20 protein-coding genes are annotated in these 21830 nt (G+C 68.3%); 10 read left to right on the top strand and 10 right to left on the bottom strand.

Annotated elements, in window-relative coordinates; genetic code table 11:
* Positions 1 to 12: 12 nt before the first annotated feature.
* The 8 genes from argC to FHR66_RS06315 form a co-directional block, all read right to left on the bottom strand.
* Positions 13 to 993 carry an N-acetyl-gamma-glutamyl-phosphate reductase gene (gene argC, locus FHR66_RS06350; RefSeq protein ID WP_160965173.1) on the bottom strand — a complete coding sequence of 327 codons (981 nt, stop codon included), beginning with the start codon at positions 991 to 993 and terminating at the stop codon, positions 13 to 15.
* Positions 990 to 1607: a GNAT family N-acetyltransferase gene (locus tag FHR66_RS06345; protein WP_160965175.1), complete on the bottom strand. Its 618-nt coding sequence runs from the start codon at positions 1605 to 1607 to the stop codon at positions 990 to 992. The genes argC and FHR66_RS06345 overlap by 4 nt, the downstream gene beginning before the upstream one ends.
* A 27-nt stretch (positions 1608 to 1634) precedes the next feature.
* Positions 1635 to 2951 carry an acetylglutamate kinase gene (locus tag FHR66_RS06340; RefSeq protein ID WP_160965177.1) on the bottom strand — a complete coding sequence of 439 codons (1317 nt, stop codon included), beginning with the start codon at positions 2949 to 2951 and terminating at the stop codon, positions 1635 to 1637.
* An 80-nt stretch (positions 2952 to 3031) separates the two neighbouring features.
* Complete coding sequence (locus FHR66_RS06335; protein ID WP_160965179.1) at positions 3032 to 4144, bottom strand: acetylornithine deacetylase; 1113 nt, start codon at positions 4142 to 4144, stop codon at positions 3032 to 3034.
* A gap of 6 nt (positions 4145 to 4150) precedes the next feature.
* On the bottom strand, positions 4151 to 4603 hold the full coding sequence (locus FHR66_RS06330) for a GNAT family N-acetyltransferase (protein ID WP_160965181.1): 453 nt from the start codon (positions 4601 to 4603) through the stop codon (positions 4151 to 4153).
* Between the two features lie 193 nt (positions 4604 to 4796).
* Complete coding sequence (locus FHR66_RS06325) at positions 4797 to 6038, bottom strand: argininosuccinate synthase (protein ID WP_160965183.1); 1242 nt, start codon at positions 6036 to 6038, stop codon at positions 4797 to 4799.
* 72 nt (positions 6039 to 6110) lie between these two features.
* On the bottom strand, positions 6111 to 7136 hold the full coding sequence (locus tag FHR66_RS06320; RefSeq protein WP_160965185.1) for an N-acetylornithine carbamoyltransferase: 1026 nt from the start codon (positions 7134 to 7136) through the stop codon (positions 6111 to 6113).
* 298 nt (positions 7137 to 7434) lie between these two features.
* A complete protein-coding gene (locus FHR66_RS06315) occupies positions 7435 to 7968 on the bottom strand; it encodes a hypothetical protein (protein WP_160965187.1) in 534 nt (177 codons plus the stop codon).
* 404 nt (positions 7969 to 8372) lie between these two features.
* On the opposite strand from FHR66_RS06315, the gene cysS reads away from it, so the two are divergent.
* The 3 genes from cysS (at position 8373) to FHR66_RS06300 (ending at position 11778) form a co-directional block, all read left to right on the top strand.
* Positions 8373 to 9788 carry a cysteine--tRNA ligase gene (gene cysS, locus FHR66_RS06310; protein WP_160965189.1) on the top strand — a complete coding sequence of 472 codons (1416 nt, stop codon included), beginning with the start codon at positions 8373 to 8375 and terminating at the stop codon, positions 9786 to 9788.
* 305 nt (positions 9789 to 10093) lie between these two features.
* Entirely contained in the window at positions 10094 to 10534 is a 441-nt protein-coding gene (locus FHR66_RS06305) for a SufE family protein (protein ID WP_160970330.1), read from the top strand.
* Positions 10531 to 11778, top strand: a complete 1248-nt coding sequence (locus tag FHR66_RS06300) for an MFS transporter (protein ID WP_167087590.1) — start codon at positions 10531 to 10533, stop codon at positions 11776 to 11778. Before FHR66_RS06305 ends, FHR66_RS06300 begins: the two co-directional genes overlap by 4 nt.
* 132 nt (positions 11779 to 11910) lie before the next feature.
* On the opposite strand, the gene FHR66_RS06295 is transcribed toward FHR66_RS06300, so the two are convergent.
* Complete coding sequence (locus FHR66_RS06295) at positions 11911 to 12987, bottom strand: alpha/beta hydrolase (RefSeq protein ID WP_167087588.1); 1077 nt, start codon at positions 12985 to 12987, stop codon at positions 11911 to 11913.
* 612 nt (positions 12988 to 13599) lie between these two features.
* Between FHR66_RS06295 and FHR66_RS06290 the strand changes: the two genes are divergently transcribed.
* From FHR66_RS06290 to bamE, 3 genes are all read left to right on the top strand, one after another.
* Positions 13600 to 13986 carry a hypothetical protein gene (locus FHR66_RS06290; RefSeq protein ID WP_167087586.1) on the top strand — a complete coding sequence of 129 codons (387 nt, stop codon included), beginning with the start codon at positions 13600 to 13602 and terminating at the stop codon, positions 13984 to 13986.
* A gap of 61 nt (positions 13987 to 14047) precedes the next feature.
* Positions 14048 to 14221: a hypothetical protein gene (locus FHR66_RS06285; protein ID WP_456361730.1), complete on the top strand. Its 174-nt coding sequence runs from the start codon at positions 14048 to 14050 to the stop codon at positions 14219 to 14221.
* Between the two features lie 19 nt (positions 14222 to 14240).
* Positions 14241 to 14915 (top strand): outer membrane protein assembly factor BamE domain-containing protein, encoded by a 675-nt coding sequence (gene bamE / locus FHR66_RS06280; RefSeq protein ID WP_160970322.1) that lies wholly within the window; start codon positions 14241 to 14243, stop codon positions 14913 to 14915.
* Positions 14916 to 15169: 254 nt separating this feature from the next.
* On the opposite strand, the gene dksA is transcribed toward bamE, so the two are convergent.
* Positions 15170 to 16321: an RNA polymerase-binding protein DksA gene (gene dksA / locus FHR66_RS06275; protein WP_160970320.1), complete on the bottom strand. Its 1152-nt coding sequence runs from the start codon at positions 16319 to 16321 to the stop codon at positions 15170 to 15172.
* A 114-nt stretch (positions 16322 to 16435) separates the two neighbouring features.
* On the opposite strand from dksA, the gene yidD reads away from it, so the two are divergent.
* Genes yidD through FHR66_RS06255 form a run of 4 tightly spaced genes read left to right on the top strand, consistent with a single transcriptional unit; the run spans position 16436 to position 21102 of the window.
* Positions 16436 to 16708 carry a membrane protein insertion efficiency factor YidD gene (gene yidD / locus FHR66_RS06270; RefSeq protein ID WP_106407029.1) on the top strand — a complete coding sequence of 91 codons (273 nt, stop codon included), beginning with the start codon at positions 16436 to 16438 and terminating at the stop codon, positions 16706 to 16708.
* Positions 16708 to 18042 carry a dihydroorotase gene (locus FHR66_RS06265; RefSeq protein ID WP_160970318.1) on the top strand — a complete coding sequence of 445 codons (1335 nt, stop codon included), beginning with the start codon at positions 16708 to 16710 and terminating at the stop codon, positions 18040 to 18042. The genes yidD and FHR66_RS06265 overlap by 1 nt, the downstream gene beginning before the upstream one ends.
* Positions 18042 to 18905, top strand: coding sequence for a M23 family metallopeptidase (locus tag FHR66_RS06260; RefSeq protein ID WP_160970316.1), 864 nt, complete (start codon positions 18042 to 18044; stop codon positions 18903 to 18905). Before FHR66_RS06265 ends, FHR66_RS06260 begins: the two co-directional genes overlap by 1 nt.
* Positions 18856 to 21102 carry a helicase-related protein gene (locus FHR66_RS06255; protein WP_160970314.1) on the top strand — a complete coding sequence of 749 codons (2247 nt, stop codon included), beginning with the start codon at positions 18856 to 18858 and terminating at the stop codon, positions 21100 to 21102. The genes FHR66_RS06260 and FHR66_RS06255 overlap by 50 nt, the downstream gene beginning before the upstream one ends.
* Positions 21103 to 21830: the final 728 nt, after the last annotated feature.

Raw genomic sequence — 21830 nt, 5'->3', positions numbered from 1 at the left:
ATTGTGGGTGTCCTACTCCGGCGTGTGTATCGGCGGGATCGACGTCAACTCGTCCACGCCCAGCGCCAGGTTGAGGTTCTGCATCGCCTGCGTCGCCGCGCCCTTGAGCAGGTTGTCCAAGGTCGCCACCAGCACCAGGCGCTTGTTGCCCGGGGCCAGGGTGAAGCCGCCGAGCTGCACGCCGTGGCGGCCGGCGATGCGGCTCACCCAGGGCGCCTCGTCGATCACCTCGATCAGCGGCTCATCGGCATAGCGGGCACGATACAGCCGCTGCATGGCCTCCAGCTTCAGCGGATGCTGCAGCCACAGGTTCACGGTCATGGTGATGCCGCGGAAATGCGGCGCCACGTGCGGCATGAACTCCACCGGCACGCCCAACTGTGCGGACACCTCGCGCTCGTGCATGTGGTCGGTCAGCGCGTACGGCATCAGGTTGTCGTGCAGCAGCGCCGGATTGTTCTTGTCCGACGGCGTGGTACCGGCGCCGGAATAGCCCGACACGCCGAAGCACTGCGGCGGCCCGGCGAGCTGCTCGCGCAGCGGCGCGATCGCCAGCTGCATCGCGGTGGCGTAGCAGCCCGGGTTGCTGATGCGGCGCTGCCCGGCGTAGCGCGCGCGGGTCAGTTCCGGCAGGCCGTAGTACCAGGCCGGGTCGAAGCGGTAGTCGGCGGACAGATCGACCACGATGGGATCGGCCGCGCCGGCGGCGACCGCCGCGTCCAACGCCGCCACGTAGGGCGCGGCCTTGCCGTTGGGCAGCGCCAGCACCACCACGTCGGCGCGCTTGGCCGCCACCGCCTCGGGATCGAGGTTCTCGTAGCGCAGTTCGCCCTGGTAGGTGTCGTGGTGCGCATCGACGCGCTGCCCGTCCAGCTCGCGCGAGGACAGGAAGGCCAGGCGCAGTTGCGGATGCGCGGCGATCAGGCGGATCAACTCGGCGCCGGTGTGGCCGCGGGCGCCGACGATGCCGATGGAATAGATGGGAGTGCTCATGCGTGCGAATCCAGGCGGAACTGCAGGTGGCGTTTCACCCCGGCCCATTCCGTATCGATGATGGAGAAGATGACGGTGTCGCGCGGGGTGCCGTCGGCGTGGCGCTTGTGGTTGCGCAGCACGCCGTCCTGCTTGGCCCCCAGCCGCGCGATCGCGGTGCGCGAGGCGTGATTGAACCAGCTGGTCTCGAACACCACGCTGAGGCAGCCGAGCGTGTCGAAGGCGTGGCCAAGCAGCAGCAGCTTGGCCTCGGTGTTCAGGCCGCTGCGCTGCACTCGCGGCGCGTACCAGGTGTAGCCGATCGACAGGGTCGGCACCTGCGGATCCAGGCCGTAGAAGCGCGTGCTGCCCACGATCTCGCCCTGCGCATCGCGCACCACGAACGGCAGCACCCGACCCAATGCCTGCACCTCCAACGCGGCGGCGACATAGGCGTCCACGCGTTCCGGCGCCGGCACGTTGGTGTACCACAGCGCGTCCAGGCCACTGCCGCGCAGCGCGGCGCGCAGGCCCTCGACATGCGCCGCCTGCAGCGGCTCCAGGCTGACGTGGCGCCCGCGCAGCGTCGGCACGTGGCGCCAGGATTCGGGAAGCACGGGATCGATGCCGGACATGGGGTAAGTCCTAGACGAAGGGGCCGCTCAACCCTGCAGGGTCGGCGTGCGCGTCGCGCAATGCGCCACGCAGTGCTGGATCTGCTCGAAGGTGTCCAGCCCGTACCAGAACACCTTCCACTTCTCCTGCTTGAAGCAGCCGTCGGACTCGGCGTAGTAGAAGATGTTGACCTGGTTGTTGTGGCGCGAACGCCAGAACAGCTGCGGCGTTTCCTCGCGCATCACGTTCCACACCGCACGGCCCAGGCCCTCGCCCTGCGCGTCGTCGAGCACCGCGAACTTGTCCAGGTAGGTGTAGCCACCCTCGTCGGTCAGGATCACCGCAGTGCGGTAGTTCTCGCTGACGTAGGCGCGCAGCAGCTTGGTGGTGTCGAAATAGTCCGGCACCAGGGTGCGGCCGAAGCTGGATTCGATCAGGGTCTTCAGCCGCGGCAGGTCCAGCTCGCTCCACGTCGTGGCGCGCAGCACCTTCTCGCCACGCCGCACCAGGGTGCCCGAGCCCTTGTGGGTGAACAGTTCCTTGGCCAGGTCGGCCGGGCGCGTGATCGACACCGACGACTCCAGCGGCAGCCGGTCCAGCAGATCCTTGATCTGCTCGATCTTCACCTTCATGCCGCCATGGATCCACGGCTGCGCGATCAGGTGGTCGTACTCGGTGGACAGGTTGATCGAATCGATCACCGTGCCGCGCTCGTCGAGCAGGCCGCCGGTGCCGGTGAGGAAGATGATCTTGTACGGCTGCAGCTCCTGCACCAATTCGTTGGCGGCGAAATCGGCGTTGATGTTGAGGATCTGCCCGCTGGGGGTCTCGCCCAGGCTGGTGATGACCGGGATGGAGCCGGCCTGCAGGCTGGCCTCGATCGGCGCCAGGTTCACCGCGGTGACTTCGCCGACCAGCCCGTAGGTGTCGCGATCCAGGTACTGCGCCTCGAACACGCCGCCGGTGATCGAAGTGGCGCGCGCGCCGTTCTGCTGCAGCGCCTCGACCAGCTTGAGGTTGGAGGCCTGGAACACCCGGCGCACGATCGCCAGCGCTTCCGGCGAGGTCACCCGCAGGCCGTTGACGGTCTGCTTGTCGATGCCGGCGGCGGACAGCTCCGCGTCCAGCTGCGGGCCGGCGCCGTGCAACACGATCGGGGTCAAGCCCACTTCCTGCAGGAACGACAGCGAGGAGGTCAGCGCCTCCAGGTCGTCGCGCAGCACCGCGCCACCGACCTTGACCACGGCGAAGCGCTTGGCGTCCAGTTGCGAGAAGCGCTTGAGGTACTGGCTGATCTCCTTCGCGCTGGCCATGCTCGAGAGCAGGCGCACGATGGTCTGGCGGGTTTGGCGGTTGGCGTGCATGGCGTGGGGCGGTGTCCGAAGGAGTCCAGGGTGGACGCGATCGCGGGATCGGTCCGGGCGACGTGGGAAAGGCGCGCGGCTCAGCGCGCGCCGTTGATGATGCGGTGCACCGAGTCGGCGTAGCGCTGCAGTTGCTCCAGCGTCACGAACTCGTCGGCGGTATGCGCCTGGGCGATGTCGCCCGGGCCGTAGACCAGCGCGGTGTAGCCGCCGGCGGAGAACAGCGAGGCCTCGGTCCAGAAGTCCACCGCGTTGCCGATCGGCAACTCCAGCGCATCGGCGACGTCGCGCGCGGCCAGGCGCTTGTCCTCGGCGCGGGCGCCATTCCAGTCAGAAGCCGCGCCCGACGGCAGGCTGGGGCCACGGAACGTCTCTTCGAAGTGCGCCGCGGCCGGCTCGGCGAAACCGGCGAAGGTCGCCAGCAAGGCGTCCACGTCCATCGACGGCAGCGGCCGGAAACCGAAGCGCAGTTCCGCCGCCGGCGCGATCATGTTGGCCTTGATCCCGCCCTCGACCCGGCCGATGTTGAAGCGCAGCCCGGTCAACCCGCCGAAACGCGCGTGCGCCAGCGACTCCACATGGTCCAGCGCACGGCCGCCCCAGCGCATCGCCTGATGCAGCGCGCTGGCTGCGGCGTCCTGCTTGCCCGAGGCATGGCCGGCGCGGCCGGCGAAGCGCATCAGCACCGAACTGATGCCACGATGCGCCAGCACCGCCTCGCTCATGGTCGGCTCCGCCACCAGCACCGCCTCGTAGGCGATGCCACGGGCCAGGAACGCGGCGATGCAGCGCGGGTCGTTGGCTTCCTCGTCGCTGGAGAACAGAAACGCGGCATCGCCGTCGCCGGCATTGGCCGCGGCCAGCAGCGCCGCCGCCGCGCCCTTGATGTCGCACACGCCCAATCCGACCACGCGGTCGTCCAGGCGCCGCATCACGTGCGGATCGGCGCTCCAGTGCGGCGAATCCGGCACCGTGTCCAGATGCACGTTGAACAGGTACCTGGGCGTGCCGCGCACCGCGTACAGGCTGACCGCACCGGCGCCGTGGTCGATCACCTCCACCGCGAAGCCGGGCAGCTGCGCGCGCAGGTAGTCGAAGATGCCATCGGTGCCGATCGCCCGCGGCGGATTGCGGGTGTCGAAGGACACCAGCGCCTGCAGGTGATCGAGCGTGGAGGTGAGCAGATCGGTCATGGTGGGTCAGTCCGCCGTGGTGCTGGTGCGGTAGAGGTCGGGATAGGCGATTTCCATCAACGACTGCGGCCGCGCCGGCGCGGCGAAGCCGTATTGGGCGTAGAGCGCATGCGCATCGGAGGTGGCGAGCATGAAGCGGCGCAGGCCCTGCAACTGCGGGTGGGCCATGATCGCGGCGACCAGTTGCTTGCCGTAGCCGCGGCCACGGTAGGCGTCGAGCACGAACACGTCGGCCAGATAGGCAAACGTCGCCCCGTCGGTGATCGCTCGGGCGAACGCCACCTGCCCTGCACCCTCGACATAGCCGCCGAAGCACAACGAACCGGCGATCGCCCGCTGCACCGTGTTCAGCGGGATGCCCAGGCACCAATAGGCCTGCTCGCTGAGGAAGCGATGGATCAGCGGCAGATCCAGTTCCTGCTTGTCGGTGCTGATGCGTAGTGCGTGCATGGGTTCCATCGCAGTGGCCCCCTTCTCCCACCGGGAGAAGGTGCCCCCGAAGGGGGCGGATGAGGGTACGGGCGAAGCCTGGTAAAGCGAATCGCGCCAGCGAGGTAAAGGGACAGGCGCAACGCGCAGCCGACGATTGCGAGGCTTCGCCCGTACCCTCACCCCAACCCCTCTCCCGGAGGGAGAGGGGCTTTTCAAAGCGTCAGCGATTGACCTGGGCGTACAGCGTGGAGCTCATCCCGAACAGCTTGATGAAGCCCTCGGCCTCGGCCACGCCCCAGTCCGCCGACTGCGCGTAGGTCGCGCCCTTGGCGTTGAGCAGGTGTGGCGACTTCACCGCCACCGCGTCGACACGGCCGCCGCGGGTCTCCAGCGTCACTTCGCCGTTGACCATCGCCTGCGACGAATTCAGGAAGGCTTCCAGGTCGGTCTTCAGCGGGTCGTGGTAGAAGCCCTCGTAGACCAGCTCCACCCACTTGCGCGCCACGTCCGGCTTGAAGCGGTTCTGCTGCTTGGTCAGCACCGCGTCCTCCAGCGCGCGGTGCGCGGCCAGCAGCGCCACCAGGCCCGGCGCCTCGAACACGATGCGGCCCTTCAGGCCGATCACGGTGTCGCCGGTGTACACGCCGCGGCCCACGCCGTAGGGCGCGAACAGCTTGTTGAGCTTGGCCAGGATCTGTTCGCCCGGCAGCGCCTTGCCGTCGAGTTCGACCGCCTCGCCCTGCACGAACTTCAGCTTCACCGTCAGCGGCTCGGTCGGCCACGCGCTGCGCGGCGCGCACCAGCCGCGGGCGCCCTCGCCCGGCGCTTCCCAGCGATCGATCTCGCCGCCGGACATGGTCAGGCCGAGCAGGTTCTCGTTGATGGTGTAGGCCTGCTGCTTGGCACGCACGCCGAAGCCGCGCTCTTCCAGGTACTTCTGCTCGTAGGCGCGGGTCTGGGTGTGTTCCTTCTGGATTTCGCGGATCGGCGCGACGATCTCGTAGTCGCCCAGCGCCTTGACCGCCAGGTCGAAGCGCACCTGGTCGTTGCCCATGCCGGTACAGCCGTGGGCAATGACCTTGGTGCCCAGCTCCTCGGCGCGCTTGAGCGCGGCATCGACGATCAGGTAGCGGTCCGACACCAGTAGCGGATACTGGCCCTGGTAGCCCTCGCCAGCCCACACGAACGGCTTGACGAAGCCTGCCCAGATCGCCGGGCCGCCATCGACGGTGACGTGGCTGGCCGCGCCCAGCTCCGCGGCGCGCTTCTCGATGAAGTCGCGCTCCTCGGCGTCCACGCCACCGGTGTCGGCGAACACGGTGTGCACCGCATAGCCCTTGGCCTGCAGGTAGGGAATGCAGAAGCTGGTGTCGAGGCCGCCGGAAAAGGCGAGGACGATGTCCTTGGTGCCGGGAGTCGGGATTGGGGAGTCGGGATTGGTGGAAGCGGGGTGCTGCGACATGGGGGCGTCTCTCTGCGGTTGACTAAATTAAGAGCAGGAAGGGAGTCGCCGTTGCGACTCCCCAATCCCGAATCACGAATCCCGGCGGCCCTGGCCGGCCAGCGCCGCCATGATCGCCTTCTGCACATGCAGGCGGTTCTCGGCCTCGTCGATGGCGATGCAGTTGGGCGAATCCATCACCGCGTCGGTGGCCTTGACGTTGCGGCGCAGCGGCAGGCAGTGCGAGAACACGCCGTTGTTGGTCAGGGCCATCTTGCGCTCGTCGACGATGAAGTGCTGGTACTGGTCGCGGATCGGTTTCTCCGGGCCCCAGTTGCCGAAGAACGGCAGCGCGCCCCAGCTCTTGGCGTAGACCACGTCGGCGCCGGCGTAGGCGCTGTCGATGTCGTGGCTGACGGTCAGCGAACCGCCGCTCTCTTCCACGTTCTGCGCGGCCCAGCCCATGTAGCGCTCGTCGAGCACGTAGTCCGGGGTCGGGCACAGCAGGGTCACGTCCATGCCCAGGCGGGTGGCGATGGTCAGCGCGGAATTGGCCACCGCGGTGTTCAGCGGCTTGGGATGGTAGGTCCAGGTCAGCACGTACTTCTTGCCGCGCAGGTCGCGGGTACCGAAGTGTTCCTGCAGCGCCAGCGCGTGCGCCAGCTCCTGGCACGGATGGGTGATGGTCTCCATGTTGATCACCGGCACCGGCGAGTACTTGGCGAAGCTCTTCAACGCCAGATCTTCGCGGTCCTTGGCCCAGTCGACGAACTTCGGGAACGCGCGCACGCCGATCAGGTCGACGTACCGGCCCAGCACCCGCGCCACCTCGGCGATGTGCTCTTCGGTGTCGCCGTCCATCACCGTGCCCAGGTCGAACTCGATCGGCCATGCGTCCTTGCCCGGCTGCAGCACCACCGCGTGGCCACCCAGCTGGAACGCGCCCAGCTCGAAGCTGGTGCGGGTACGCATGGACGGATTGAAGAACACCAGTGCGATCGACTTGCCCTTCAGCTCGCTGCCGAGGCGGTTACGCTTGAACAGCGCCGCCTGGGTCAGCAGCGCGTCCAGTTCGGCGCGGCTCCAGTCCTGGGTGTTCAAGAAGTGCTTCAGAGACATCGATCGATCCTTTGCAGCGGTGGGGACGCGGGACGCGCGGGAGGTTCTACAGTCTGGTTCTTTACGGGTGAAACTTTTCCGGCCGATGAAAACGAAAAAACCCAGCCTCGGGCTGGGTTTTCAGAACGAACGGCACGACGCTCCGGTTACCCAGCGAGAATGTGGGATTCCGGTCGACGCGCGCGCGACGTCATGCCCGAGGCCATGCGTGCGGCGCTGAGATCGTGCTGGGGCAGGTTCGCTTTCATCGGCGCGCATCCTCGCACGCGCACGCCACAGGCGCAAGCGCGCGCGGCGCTCAGCGCGGCGGCACAACGACCGCGTCGGGCACGTACGGCGCCACCGAGACGCGGATGCGCAGGCGGTTGCCCGGATCCTCGGGCAGCCGCGAGCGGTACTTGGTGCCCTTGTAGACATAGTCCACGTCGTAGGCGATGGGCCGGCGGAACTCGCGGCCGACTTCGACCATCCGGCAGTTGCGCCCGCCCGCCGGTGCCGCAGCCGGCGCGGCCGCCTGCTGTGCCGGCTCCTCGTGGCGGCGGCTGAAGATGTCCTTCACCGAATCCATCAGCCGGTTCAAGCGGCTGTCGTCCTCGGCCGGCTTGGGCGCCGGCGCCGCCGGGGCCGGCGTGGGGGCCGGATCGCATTGCTGCTCGGTACGGGTGGCGCGCAGGGTCTGGTAGACCGGCTCCACGTTCAGCACCTGGGCGTAGTCCAGCTTGACGTTCTCGATCACCACCACCCGGTTGCGCGCCTCGGAGTCCTGCGCCCAGGCCGGCGCGACGGCGCAGGCAAGGATGCCGACCAGCGGCAACAACGGGATCGGACGCATCGGCAGCAGGCTTCGCAAGGGCAGACCTCTGAGTGTAGGCATGGCGGCTTGCGTCGGGCTGAACGCAAGCCGACGGCCGTGCGCCGACCTCGTCGAGGGCATGCCACCCATCCCCGAGTCCGCCGCGCCGGGCTTGGCAGGCGCGCGGCCGGCATGGCGTGGTGCAACACCTGAGCGGTCGTCAGCTCATGCCGCGTGGTGCCAGGCTGCGGCTGCCAGTCCAACCAGGAGCGCCGGTGGCGAGCGCCATGGCCGCGTCATCGCGCACGCGTGCACGGACGGCCGCTTCTTCCGGTTTCCTTGCCATCGGCACGCACACCTGCCGCCCGGTGCGCTCGGGGGCGGATGGCCCGCCTCGGGGCCGCTGCCGGTAGAATCGAGCGGTTTCCCCACCGCCGATGCCGATGAGCCTGCGCCTGCACAACAACCTGACCCGCCGGGTCGACGCCTTCGAACCGCTCGATCCGGTGGCCGGCCCGACGCTCTACGTCTGCGGCCCCACCGTCTACAACTTCGCGCATATCGGCAATGCCCGCGGCCCGGTGGTGTTCGACGTGCTGGCGGCGCTGCTGCGGCGCCGCTACGGCAAGCTGCGCTACGCGCGCAACATCACCGACGTGGACGACAAGATCAACGCCGCCGCGCAGGCGCAGGGCGTGCCGATCTCCACCATCACCGATCGCTTCGCCGCCATCTACCGGCAGGACATGGCCGCGCTGGGGGTGACCCCGCCGGACATCGAGCCGGCGGCGACCGCGCACATCCCGCACATCGTGGCGATGATCGAGCGGCTGATCGCCGGCGGCCATGCCTATGCCGCCGAGGGCCACGTGCTGTTCGCGGTGGCCAGCTTCGCCGACTACGGCAAGCTGTCGCGGCGCGACCCGGAGGAGATGCTGGCCGGCGCCCGTGTCGAGGTGGCGCCGTACAAGCGCGACCCGGGCGACTTCGTGCTGTGGAAGCCCTCCAGCGACGACCTGCCGGGCTGGGACTCGCCGTGGGGCCGCGGCCGCCCCGGCTGGCACATCGAATGCTCGGCGATGGCCGCCGCGCACCTGGGCGAGACCATCGACATCCATGCCGGCGGCGTCGACCTGCAGTTCCCGCACCACGAGAACGAGATCGCGCAGAGCGAATGCGCCCACGGCGGCGCCACCTTCGCCCGCGTCTGGCTGCACAACGGCATGCTGACCTTCAGCGGCGCCAAGATGAGCAAGTCGCTGGGCAACATCGAGACGGTGCACGACCTGATCGCCCGGCATCGGCCCGAAGCGCTGCGCTGCGCACTGCTGAGCGCGCACTACCGGCAGCCGCTGGACTGGTCGGACGCCCTGATCCAGGCCCAGGTCGCCCGGCTCGACGGCCTGTACGGGACGCTGCGCGACCTGCAGGCCATCGACGCCGAGGCGGTCATTCCGGCCGAGATCGAGCAGGCCCTCGACGACGACCTCAATACGCCGCTGGCGCTGTCGGTGCTGTCGAGCCTGGCGACACAGGCGCGGCAGGCGCTGCGCGATGCGGCGCCGGCCGGCGGCCCCGACCCCGCCGATGCCGCGCAACGTGCGGACACGCTGCGCCAGGCCAAGAGCCGCCTGCTCGGCGCCGGCCTGGCGCTGGGCCTGCTGCAGCAGGATCCGCAGGTCTGGTTCCAGGGTGCCGGCAGCGACGACGACGCCCGCATCCAGGCGCTGATCGACGCACGCAGCGACGCCAAGAAAGCCCGCGACTTCGCCCGCGCCGACGCCATCCGCCAGGAACTGGCCGACGCCGGCATTGTCCTGGAGGACACGCCCCAGGGCGTACGCTGGAAGCGTGGGTAACCGCGCCCTTGTAAAAAAAGGGAACACGGCTATTCCCTTCTCCCTCCGGGAGAAGGTGGCGCGCAGCGCCGGATGAGGGTACGGCGCGAAGCGACTCGCACAGACAATGCACGAGGCTGCGCCCCTACCCTCACCCCAACCCCTCTCCCGGAGGGAGAGGGGCTTACAAGGTGCCCCGAAGGGGCGGATGAGGGTACGGCGCGAAGCGACTCGCATAGACAATGCACGAGGCTGCGCCCCTACCCTCACCCCAACCCCTCTCCCGGAGGGAGAGGGGCTTTACATCGCTTGATTCTGGATTGCTGATGACCGACACCGACTTCCCGCTCGAACCCACACCCGCCGAGGCCCAGGCCGCCATCGCCGAGGAATTCGGCTTCTTCGGCGACTGGTCCGAGCGCTACCAGTACCTGATCGACCTGGGCCGCAAGCTGCCCGCCTTCCCCGAGCACTGGAAGACCGAGGAGCATCGCCTGCATGGCTGCCAGTCGATGGTGTGGATCGTGCCCGAGGGCAATGCCGAGCGCCTGGTGTTCCATGCGATCAGCGACTCGGCGATCGTCTCCGGGCTGATCTACCTGGCACTGCGGGTCTACTCCGGGCGCAGCGCCGCGGACATCCTCGCCACCGCGCCGGACTTCGTCGCCGCCATCGGCCTGGGCAAGCATCTGTCGCCGACCCGCAGCAACGGCCTGGCCGCGCTGCTGGCCTTCATCCAGGACACCGCACGCGCCCAGCAGGCATGAGCGCGCCCCTGCCCACCCCGCAGACCCTGCGCACGCTGCTGGCGCACCCTGGCTTCGCCCTGGTGCTGGCCTACCGCATCCTGGCGATGCTGTCCTACCAGATCGTCGCGGTCACGGTCGGCTGGCACATCTACGAGATCACCCGCGATCCGTTCTCGCTGGGCCTGATCGGGCTGGCCGAGATCCTGCCGTTCTTCTGCATCGCCCCGTTCGCCGGCTACCTGGTCGACCACCTGCCGCGACGCTACCTCGGCATGCTCGCCAGCGTCGGCCTGATCGCCACCGCCGCGGTGCTGCTGGCGGTGAGCCGCGGCTGGCTGTCCGCGCAGGGGGTGTGGCCGATCTATGCGGCGATCGCGCTGACCGGCGCCGCGCGCGCGTTCCTGTCGCCCGTGTACAACGCCCTGTTCGCCCGCGTCCTGCCCCGCGAGGCCTATGCGCGCGGCGCCAGCGTCGGCAGCGTCGCGTTCCAGGCCGGCATGGTGATCGGCCCGGCGTTGGGCGGCCTGCTGGTCGGCTGGGGCGGCAAGAGCCTGGCCTACGGCACCGCCATCGGCGCCTCCACCGCGGCGCTGGCCGCGCTGTGGCTGCTGCGCGTCGCCGAGCCGGTGCACGAAGGCCCGCGCGCACCGATCTTCCGCAGCATCGCCGAAGGCGCGCAGTTCGTGTTCTCCAACCAGATCATGCTCGGCGCGATGGCCCTGGACATGTTCTCGGTGCTGCTCGGCGGCGCGGTCTCGATGCTGCCGGCCTTCATCCACGACATCCTGCACTACGGCCCCGAGGGCCTGGGCATCCTGCGCGGCGCACCGGCACTGGGCTCGATCCTGGTGGGCGTGTGGCTGGCGCGGCACCCGCTGCAGCGCAATGCCGGACGCGTACTGCTGCTGGCAGTGGCCGGCTTCGGCCTGTGCACCATCGCCTTCGGCCTGTCGCGCCATTTCTGGCTGTCGGCGGCGATCCTGCTGGCCTACGGCATGTGCGACGGCGTCTCGGTGATCGTGCGCTCGACCATCCTGCAGCTGGCCACGCCGGACGCGATGCGCGGCCGCGTGTCTTCGATCAATGGCATCTTCATCGGCTCGTCAAACGAACTGGGCGCGTTCTACGACGGCGTGATGGCGCGGCTGATCGGGCTGGTGCCGGCGGTGGTCCTGGGCGGCTGCGTGACCCTGGGCGTGGTCGGCGTTACCAGTTGGAAGGCGCCCAAACTGCGCAATCTGGATCTGCGCGACCTGCAATAGGCTCTGCGGACGGCGTACCTACGTCGTCGCCGAGTGCGCGCAGTGACGGCCCCGCCCCACCGCGCTTCGCGCACGGCGGTATTGCTGCCTGCACTCCGCCCAACCTCTTTCGGCTCGCTGCAACGACCGCGCTCAGTGCGCGGCCGCCACGGCATGCGCCTGCGCCTCGTCGTCGGCCCAGGCATGCGCGCAATCCGGCACGCCGGCCGGCTGCGGCAGACCGCCCCGCCCCGCCAGGAACCGGCAGGTGGCGGCGAACACCGCCGGCACCGCACGCGAGCGGATCGGCGAGGCCAGCACGTGGTTGTCCGCCCCGGGAAAATCCACCGCCTGGCGCAAGGCCGGTGGTGTCCCCAGCTCCTTGAACATCGCCTGCAGTGCCGCCACCGATACCGTGCGGTCCTGGTGCTGCGGATCGCGGTAGTAGTAGCCGAGGAACACCGGCACATGGATCCGCGCATAGGTCGCCGGCTGCATGCCGCCGCGGGTCAGCGCGGCCAGCGCGCGATAGCCGTCCAGGTGGGTGGCATCGGCCCAGTAGGCGCTGTCGACCGGATAGCGCAGGATCGGATCGCCGCCGTTGTGCGTCCACGCCAGCAACTGCGCGCCCCACGGCCACAGCATCGGCTGCAACTGATCGCCGTACTCGCGCACCAGCGGCGACCACAACACCAGCGCCTGCACCTGACGTGGATTCGCCGCCACCGCCTGCAGCGCCAACGCACCGCCCATCGAATTGCCGATCACCACCACGCGGTCGCCCAATACCCGGGTCACCGCCAGCGCCTCGGCGGCGCCGGCGAGCAAGCGTCCGGCATCGACGCCGCGCAGCGCATCGGCCGCGACCAGCCCGTGCCCGGGCAGGCGCGGCAGATACAGATTGCAGCCGAAGCTGCGTGCCAGCCGCACATGCGTGGGTGCGCCCTCGCCCTGGCTTGCGGTGAAGCCATGCAGATAGACCATGGCGCAGGCGCGTCGCCCCGGATGCGTCGGATCGGCCCAGACGATGCGCGCCTGGTTGTCCGCCCGCACCCCGGGCGTGGCGCGCTCACGCGCGTCGATCCAGGCCTGCAGCGCCAGCGGATCCTGCGGTACCGCCGGCGCCGCCACCTGCGGCAGGGCCACACTGACCCGCGGCCCCAGCGCAATGACCGCCAGCAATAACAAGGCGATCAAGATGGGCAAACGCCAACGACGACGTCTGCGCATGTCTAGGCCGGCCAATTCGGCATTGCGGCTCAAGGGCGGCACTCCGTTCTCGATCCAACCCTGGATACGACATGGAAACAATTTTCAAGCAACGACATGGGTTGTCAGAGGTGACATGGCGACATACCACGCACTTCATTATGCGACACCGCCATGACAGGCACATTTAAAGGCACCGAAAAAAGCCGCAACTTGAGCGAAAGCCACAACGGCTCCAGTCTGGATCGGCGCTTTTCATCGCCACCATGAGAGCGCACTTTGCAGAAAAGACAGAAAACAAAAAGGAAAGGAAGACGAAAGAAGCACTGGAGATTATCTTCAGCGATAAAGCTCAAACCACTTTTCGAAATGGTGCGCGTCGAACGCAGGCCCATATGAAACACGGATGGAATCAACCGAATGGAGCGTTCGCTTTCCCGGGACGAGGCAGTGGACGCCCGTAGCCAGGCGGCTGGGGACGGTGCGACTGGCAACTCCGTTTTCGACCCAGGCCTGGACCTGCGTCGCACTCGACATCGCCGCCGTTGTGATGTCGCTGCAGGTACTCCCTCCCATCCTCTCCCGGGCCGACGCCGCCAGCCCGACACACAACCGCCTATCGGAGCTCTGCGCATGAAGTCCTTCTGGTTACCGAGTATCGGCATGGCCTTGGCGTTCGCCATTGCCGTGCCAGGATCCTTGCAGGCGAAGCAAGCCCCTTCCCCCGCAGGCGGCGAACAGGCGATCGCCTATGTGCTGAAGAACGACATCGTGCTATCGAGGCTATTCGGGGACTGCCCTGCACTGAAATTTGCACGCACCGGCGCCGATGGCGCCAAGTCCTTCCTGATCGAAGGCAACTGCGACATCAAGAACAACCCGGAGGAAGATGCGGACTGTCCCGCCTATCACGTCCGTGCGACCGGGACGATCGACTCGCCGTCGCATTGGACGGTACGTCGCCAGGAACTGACCTTGGTGTGCTCCAGCGAGGGAGCAACGACGACGCGACGGATGTAACCGCCGTGTAGGTGCCTACGACGCCGGCGCAGCACGCGGTGGCGAGAATGCAATCTCCGTGATGATCGCCACCATCACCACCCATTCGGGCCTGAACCCGTCCGCTCAATGGGGCTCATTGAGCAGCGACCAGCGCGACGCGTTCATCACCGCCTACGGGCACCGCGAAGGCTGGCACGGCAACCAACTCACCCTGTGGCCGGGACGGGAGCGCTCCCGTCCTCGCCACACATGACCCGTTACGGAGATTGCTCATGGCACCCCGGTTTCTTTCGCTGTGCGGCCTGCTCGCTCTCGGTCTAGCCTTCTCGCGGGCCCATGCCGCCGGCAGCGATGCGGCGGCCTGCACGCACGCGCTGCATCAGGTTTTTGCAGGCACCAGCAGCGCCGCCACCCTGCCCCCCTCATGCACACGTCTCGGCCCGGTCGCGCTCGGCATGCGCAGGCAACAGGTCCTGGCCGCGCTGGGCCAGCCGGACATCACCCGCCGCGATACGGCGCATCCGGACACGCTCAGTGTGGTGTATCTGTATCCGCGCGGATTCGATGCGCAGTTGGCGCAGCAACCGCGGCCAGCCGCCGCCCTCGCCTACAGCCAGCTGGCGGTGCGCTTTCGCCACGACCGGGTCGTCAACGTGATCGTCTCCGCCACCCCCGGCGTGCCATTGCCGTTCGATCTGCTCGGCCAGCCGGTCGGCACGCACGTCGATCGCGTGCTGCAGGCGATCGGCGGCCAGCCGCATTGGAACGCCAGCCGCGACTACGTGCAGTTCGCGGCGATGCCGCTGGGCCTGGAGGTCGATCCGGACACCTCGGTCCTCGTCGGGCTGGACATCGCAGCCACCAAGCAGGACCTGGACAGCTTCGCCCTGCCCGGCTTGCAACTGAGCAAGGACACGCAAAGCGGGCTGGTCAACGGGGTGCGCTGAAGGGCGCCGCCGCTCATGCTGAGGTATGGCCGCCTCGACGCAGCATCCACGCAGCCGCAGGTGGCCCCGGCAGCAGGATTGGCCCAGGGCCGAGCATCGCGCGCCGACCCTGCAAGCGCCGGCTTCCCGCGGCGGCATCGCGTCTGGGGCATGCGGCACGAGCCGGGGCGTGCAACGCCTGGACCGGCGGTGCCGTAAAACGCAAAGCCCCGCGCGAGCGGGGCCTTGCCTTGACGCATGAAGACGGCGAGGACTCAGTCGCCCTGCTGCTTCTGCAGGTGCTCCCAACGCTCCTGCGCGTCGATGGTGCGCTCGGCGGTCAGGCGCGCTTCCAGGCGCTCCAGGCCGATCTCTTCGCCGGTGTCCACGCAGTAGCCGTAGTCGCCGGCGTCCAGACGCTTGAGCGTGCTGTCGATCTTGCCGATCAGCTTGCGGTAGCGGTCGCGGGTACGCAGTTCCAGCGAGTTCTCGGTCTCGCGGGTCGCGCGCTCGGCCTCGTCGCCGATGTCGCGGACTTCGTCGCGCAGGTTCTCGATGGTCTGCTTGGATTCCTCGACCAGGTCGGCACGCCAGGTGAGCAGGCGCTGGCGGAAGTACTCCTGCTGCAGCGCGCTCATGTACTCCTCGTCCGCCGCCGGCTTGTAGCCCTTGGGCAGGATCGGACGGCCGGTGGCCTCGTCGGTCTTGTAATCGACCACCTTGTACTTGGCCGGCTTGGCCGGCGTATTGGACTTGGCGGTCACGGCCACGGCGACCTTGCCGGTGGGCTTGGCGACCGGCGCCTTCGGGGTGGATTCGGACTTGGTAGGGGTTTTCGCGGAGGATTTCGAAACGGACACGGGATTCTTTTGTGGCGGGGTCGACGGCGCGACGGACTTGGCGGCAACGGGCTTGGGAGCCGGTGCTGCGGCAGGCACGGCGGGCTTGACCGGGACAGGCTTGGCCGCAGCCGGCTTGGACGCCGACTTCGGTACGGAGGTGGCCACCGCGGGTGCGACGGAGGCGGTGGCCGGTTTGGATTTGGCGGGAGCGGCCGCGGCCTTGGTCACCCTGGCGACGGGCTTGGCGGCCGACGTCTTCGCTGCCGGCTTGGCGGCGGGCGCAGGCTTGGCGGCCGCCTTCGCCGGTGCGACCGGCTTGGCAGGCGCCTTCTTGACCGCGGCCTTCTTGACGGGGGCCTTGGCAGGAGCGGACTTGGCCGATGCCGCAGCCACCGGCTTGGCCGCCGGCTTCTTGGCCACGACCTTGCTGGCCGGCTTGGCCGGCGCAGCCTTGGCCGCCGACTTCGCGGGCGCGGCTTTCTTCGGCGGTTTGCTGGCGGCGGACACCGGCGCTTTCTTGGCGACGGGCTTGGCGGGCTTCTTGGCGGCCTGGACGGCCTTCTTTGCAGGTTTTTTAGCAGCCACGAACGCTCTTCCTTGGTCTTCCCGGGGCCCGGGAAAGCGGGCCTTTATAGCCTACCCTACCCCCCGCGGCAACAACGCGGCGTATACGCCGAGCGACCGGCCTAGTCGAGCACAGTGGCATATCATGGTGGCGTGATCGCCCGCGCTCTCATCGCCTTGCTGCGCCTGTACCAGCGCTTCATCAGCCCGCTGCTGGGGCCGCGCTGCCGTTTCGTGCCCAGCTGCTCGGCGTACGCGGTGACCGCCATCGCCCGTTTCGGCGCATTGCGCGGTGGCTGGATGGCCGCCCGTCGCGTCGGCCGCTGCCATCCCTTCCATCCTGGCGGGTTCGACCCGGTGCCCGACCCCACGGCACCGCCACCCTGCCGCTGCCAAGGAAAACACTGATGTCCGCTTCCACACTGATCGTCAACGCGCGCCTGGTCAACGAAGGCCGCGAAACCCAGGGCGACCTGCGCATCGCCGACGGCCGCATCGCCGCGATCGCCCCGCAACTGGCCGCGCGCGAGGGCGAGACCGTGGTCGACGCCGCCGGGCGCTGGCTGCTGCCCGGCATGATCGACGACCAGGTGCACTTCCGCGAACCCGGCCTGACCCACAAGGGCGACATCGCCACCGAATCGGCGGCGGCGGTGGCCGGTGGCCTGACCAGCTTCATGGACATGCCCAACACCAACCCGCCCACGCTCGACGCCGCCGCGCTGCAGGCCAAGTACGACGCCGCGCACGGCCGCGCCTGGGGCAACTATGGCTTCTACCTGGGCGCCAGCAACGACAACCTGGCCGCGATCCAGACCCTGGACCCGAAGACCGCGCCCGGCATCAAGGTGTTCATGGGCGCCTCCACCGGCAACATGCTGGTCGACAACCCGCAGACCCTGGACGCGATCTTCCGCGACGCGCCGACGCCGATCATCACCCACTGCGAAGACACCCCGACCATCGACGCGACCCTGGCCGCGTTCAAGGAAAAGTACGGCGAGGCGCTGACCCCGGGCATGCACCCGGACATCCGCTCGCGCGAGGCCTGCCTGAAATCCTCGCAGTTGGCGGTGTCGCTGGCGAAGAAGCACGGCACCCGCCTGCACGTGCTGCACATCTCCACCGCCGACGAGTTGGCGCTGTTCGCGCCCGGCCCGATCCAGAGCAAGCGCATCACCGCCGAGACCTGCATCCACTTCCTGCGCTTCGACCGCGCCGACTACGCCACGCTCGGCAACCTGATCAAGTGCAACCCGGCGATCAAGGACGCCAGCGACCGCGAGGCGCTGATCCGCGCGATCGCCGAGGACGTGATCGACGTGCTCGCCACCGACCACGCGCCGCACACCTGGGAAGAGAAGAGCAAGCCGTATGCGCAGGCCCCGTCCGGCCTGCCGCTGGTGCAGTACGCACTGGTCGCGGCGCTGGAACTGGTCCACGAGGGCCGGCTCAGCGTGGCCCAGGTGGTGCACAAGTTCGCGCATGCGCCGGCGCTGCTGTTCGACGTGCACGAACGCGGCTTCCTGCGCGAGGGTTACCACGCCGACCTGGTGCTGATCGACGACACCGCGTTCACCGTGCGCCGCGAGGACGTGCTGTCCAAGTGCGGCTGGTCGCCGTTCGAAGGCCGCAGCTTCCGCTCCAAGATCGCCGCGACCTGGGTCAACGGCGTGCTGGCCTGGGACGGGACCCGCCTGGTCGGCAGCCCCAACGGGCAGCGCCTGGCGTTCGACCGCTGATGCGCGTCGCCCTGGTGTCCGGCGCCGCACTGGCGCTGGTCCTGCTGACCGCACCGCTCGCCCCGGCGCTGCACGCGCAGACGCCGGCCGCGGCCGGCGCCGAGGCGCGCAGCGTGTTCCCGCGCAGCGCCTCGCAGGGCGCACTGGTGATCGGCAAGGTGGCGCCCGGCAGCCGCGTGCAGTACGCCGGACGCACCCTGCGTGTCAGCGACTACGGCAGCGTGGTGTTCGGCATCGGCCGCGACGAGCGCGGTCCGCTGCGCATCGCCGTGCAGCGCCCGGACGGCGGCAGCGAAACCGTCGAGATTGCGGTGACGCCGCGCGACTGGCCGCTGGAACAGGTCAACGGGGTGCCGCCGAAGACGGTGAATCCGCCGCCGGCGATCGCCGAGCGGATCAAGCGCGAACAGGCCCAGGTCACCGCCGCGCGCGACCGCGACGACCCGCGCACCGATTTCGCCGCGCCCTTCATCTGGCCGGTACAGGGCCGCATCAGCGGCCGTTTCGGCAATGCCCGGGTCTACAACGGCCAGCCTGGCGCCGGGCATTCCGGCATGGACATCGCCGTGCCCACCGGCACTCCGGTCAAGGCCCCGGCGGCCGGCGTCGTCACCTTCGCTGCTCCCGACCTGTACCTGACCGGCGGCACCGTGCTGCTGGATCACGGCTACGGCGTCAGCTCCAACTTCCTGCACCTGTCGCGGATCGACGTGAAAGTCGGCGACCGCATCGCCCAGGGCCAGGTCATCGGCGCCGTCGGCGCCACGGGTCGTGCGACCGGGCCGCATCTGCATTGGGGGATGAATTGGTTCGATGTGCGCATCGACCCATTGCTGGTGTTGGAGCGCACGAAACAGCCTTGAGGCGCTGAGCCTCACGGAGTTCGTCACCGAATTCGGCGACGAACTGCTCGAATCCCTCAACCGCGCCAATCCGCCGGTCTATGCCGGCCAGCCAAGGGCGCACCGCGAACGCGTCATTGCGGGCCTGAAGCGCCGCCTCTTCCCCGCCCAGGCGGAAGTCGTCCATGCGGCCGCCGAGCTGTTGATCGACCGCGGCGAGCGCGCCGCGTTCGTCAACGGCGAGATGGGCTGCGGCAAGACCACGGTGGGTATCGCCACCGCGGCCGTGCTGCACGCCGAAGGCTACCGCCGCACGCTCGTCCTGTCGCCGCCGCACCTGGTCTACAAGTGGCGCCGCGAAATCCTCGAAACCGTGGCGGGTGCCAAGGTCTGGGTGCTCAACGGCCCGGATACGCTGGTCAAGCTCATCAAGCTGCGCGAGCAACTGGGCGCGCAGCCCACCGGCCAGGAGTTCTTCGTCCTGGGCCGGGTGAGGATGCGGATGGGCTTCCACTGGAAGCCCATCTTCGTCGAGCGGCGCATGCGCGACGGCCAGGTAGCCGCCTGTCCGGACTGCGGCACGGTCATCACCGACCTCGATGGCGAACCGGTCAGCCCGGTCGCGCTGCAGGCGGAGGAGTACCGCAGGAAGTGCAGCCACTGCGCCACCCCGCTGTGGACGCTGATGCGTCCCCGCACTCTCTCTGGCAGCGACCAGTCCTCGGCCGTGCTGAAGGCACTCAAGCGCATTCCCACCATCGGCGAGGTCACGGCCCAGAAGCTGATGCGCAAGTTCGGCGACGGCTTCCTGGCCTCGATGCTGGGCGACAACATCCATGAATTCATCAACCTGATGGATGGCGACGGAGAGCTGGTGTTCTCCGACCGCCAGGCCGCGCGCATGGAGCGGGCGATGGCCAACATGGAGTTCGGCTTCGGCGAGGGCGGCTACCAGCCCAGCGAGTTCGTCAAACGCTACCTGCCGAACGGCACGTTCGATCTGCTCATCGCTGACGAGGCGCACGAGTACAAGAACGGAGGCAGCGCCCAGGGCCAGGCCATGGGCGTACTCGCGTCGAAGTGCCGCAAGTCGCTGGAGCTCACCGGCACGCTGATGGGCGGCTACGGCGACGACCTGTTCTACCTGCTGTTCCGCGCCCTGCCCGGGCGGATGATCGAAGACGGCTACCGCCCCTCCAAGAACGGCAGCATGACCTCCGCGGCGATGGCGTTTATGCGCGACCACGGGGTGTTGAAGGACATCTACTCCGAGAGCGCGGGCACCGCGCACAAGACCGCGAAGGGCAACAAGGTCAGCGTGCGGACGGTCAAGGCACCCGGCTTCGGCCCGAAGGGCGTGCTGCGCTGCGTCGTGCCGTTCACGCTCTTCCTCAAGCTGCGCGACATCGGCAGCGATGCGCTCCCGCCGTACGAGGAGGAGCTCCGGGAGGTGCCGATGGCACCGGCACAGGCCGCCGCCTATGCGGCGCTGTCCGTGCGGCTGACCACCGAGTTGCGGCAGGCACTGGCCCGCCGCGACACCACCCTGCTGGGTGTGGTCCTCAACGCGCTGCTGGCCTGGCCGGACACGTGCTTTCGCGCGGAGAACGTGGTGCATCCCCGCACGCGCGCCACCCTCGCGTTTGTTCCGTCCCAGTTCCACGACATGGAGGTCATGCCCAAGGAGCGGGAGCTGATCGACATCTGCCGGCAGGAGAAAGCCCTGGGCCGGAAGACGCTGGTCTACACGACGTACACGGGCAAGCGCGACACGACTTCGCGGCTGAAGCGAATACTCGAACTGGAAGGCTTCAAAGTCGCGGTGCTGCGCGCGAACGTGGACGCCAGCCGCCGCGAGGACTGGATCGCCGAGCAGGTGGATCGGGGCATCGATGTCCTCATCACCAACCCGGAGTTGGTGAAGACCGGGCTCGATCTGCTGGACTTTCCGACGATCGTGTTCATGCAGTCCGGATACAACGTGTACTCGCTGCAGCAGGCCGCGCGCCGGTCCTGGCGCATCGGCCAGAAGCAGGACATCCGCGTGATCTTTCTGGGCTATGCGGCGTCATCGCAGATGGCGTGCCTGCAGCTCATGGCAAAGAAGATCATGGTGGCGCAGAGCACTTCGGGAGACATCCCGGAGAGCGGGCTCGAGGTGCTGAACCAGGACGGGGACTCCGTGGAAGTCGCGCTCGCGCGGCAGTTGGTGGCTTGAACGTCTAGCAACTCTCAGCGGCTCCTTCGGGAGCCGCTTTTTTACGCCCCCGTACCTGAGCGGACGTACTCCCCCGCTGTGGGAGGGTTCGAGTAACCCATTGTGCACCCGGGGAATCTACCTCTCGCAAGCCGTATGGTGCAGCGAAGCTCGTCCCGCCGGCCCTTATGGAGCCACCGCACGTCCGGTAACGTCATTTCTGACCATCAGCGGGGACGCTGGCAGTGGGATGTTCTTAACACTTTGCGACGGAAACATCGATAGAGTCGGCGCGCGCTCCAATCGCTCACGCGTGGGGGAGCACCGCCGGAAGGATGCCGCGTAGACGCATTCGAACACCCGAAGGAAAAACGGGAATCGACAGGGAGGTCGAATTGCATGAATGGGGGATTCTCTACTTGTCGGCATCGCCTCCAGCATGGATTGGCGAACCTTCACCCCGGCAGGCACAAATTGATCACGCCCACGCTCTGCACGGCGCCGCTCGCAGCCGGACGATTGCCGGCAATGCGGGCTTCGGTTTGGCCAATTACCGCTGCAACAAATCCCCCACTATCACTCAGGATGGAGGCGGCGCAGCGCTTATCCGTGGAGGCCGCGCTTGGCAGTCGACTGCCTATGGCAGCGAGTAGATTCCGGAGAGCCAGTTTTTTAGTGCATCTTGAAGGGCCAGAGTTTTATTCAGGCCCTTATCGATCTTATCGAAATTGAATCATCTACAGGGGCCA

The organism is Xanthomonas sp. F4, assembly GCF_011761895.1.
The sequence above is the reverse complement of the archived record's forward strand: the minus strand, read 5'-3'. Positions and strand labels throughout refer to the sequence as shown.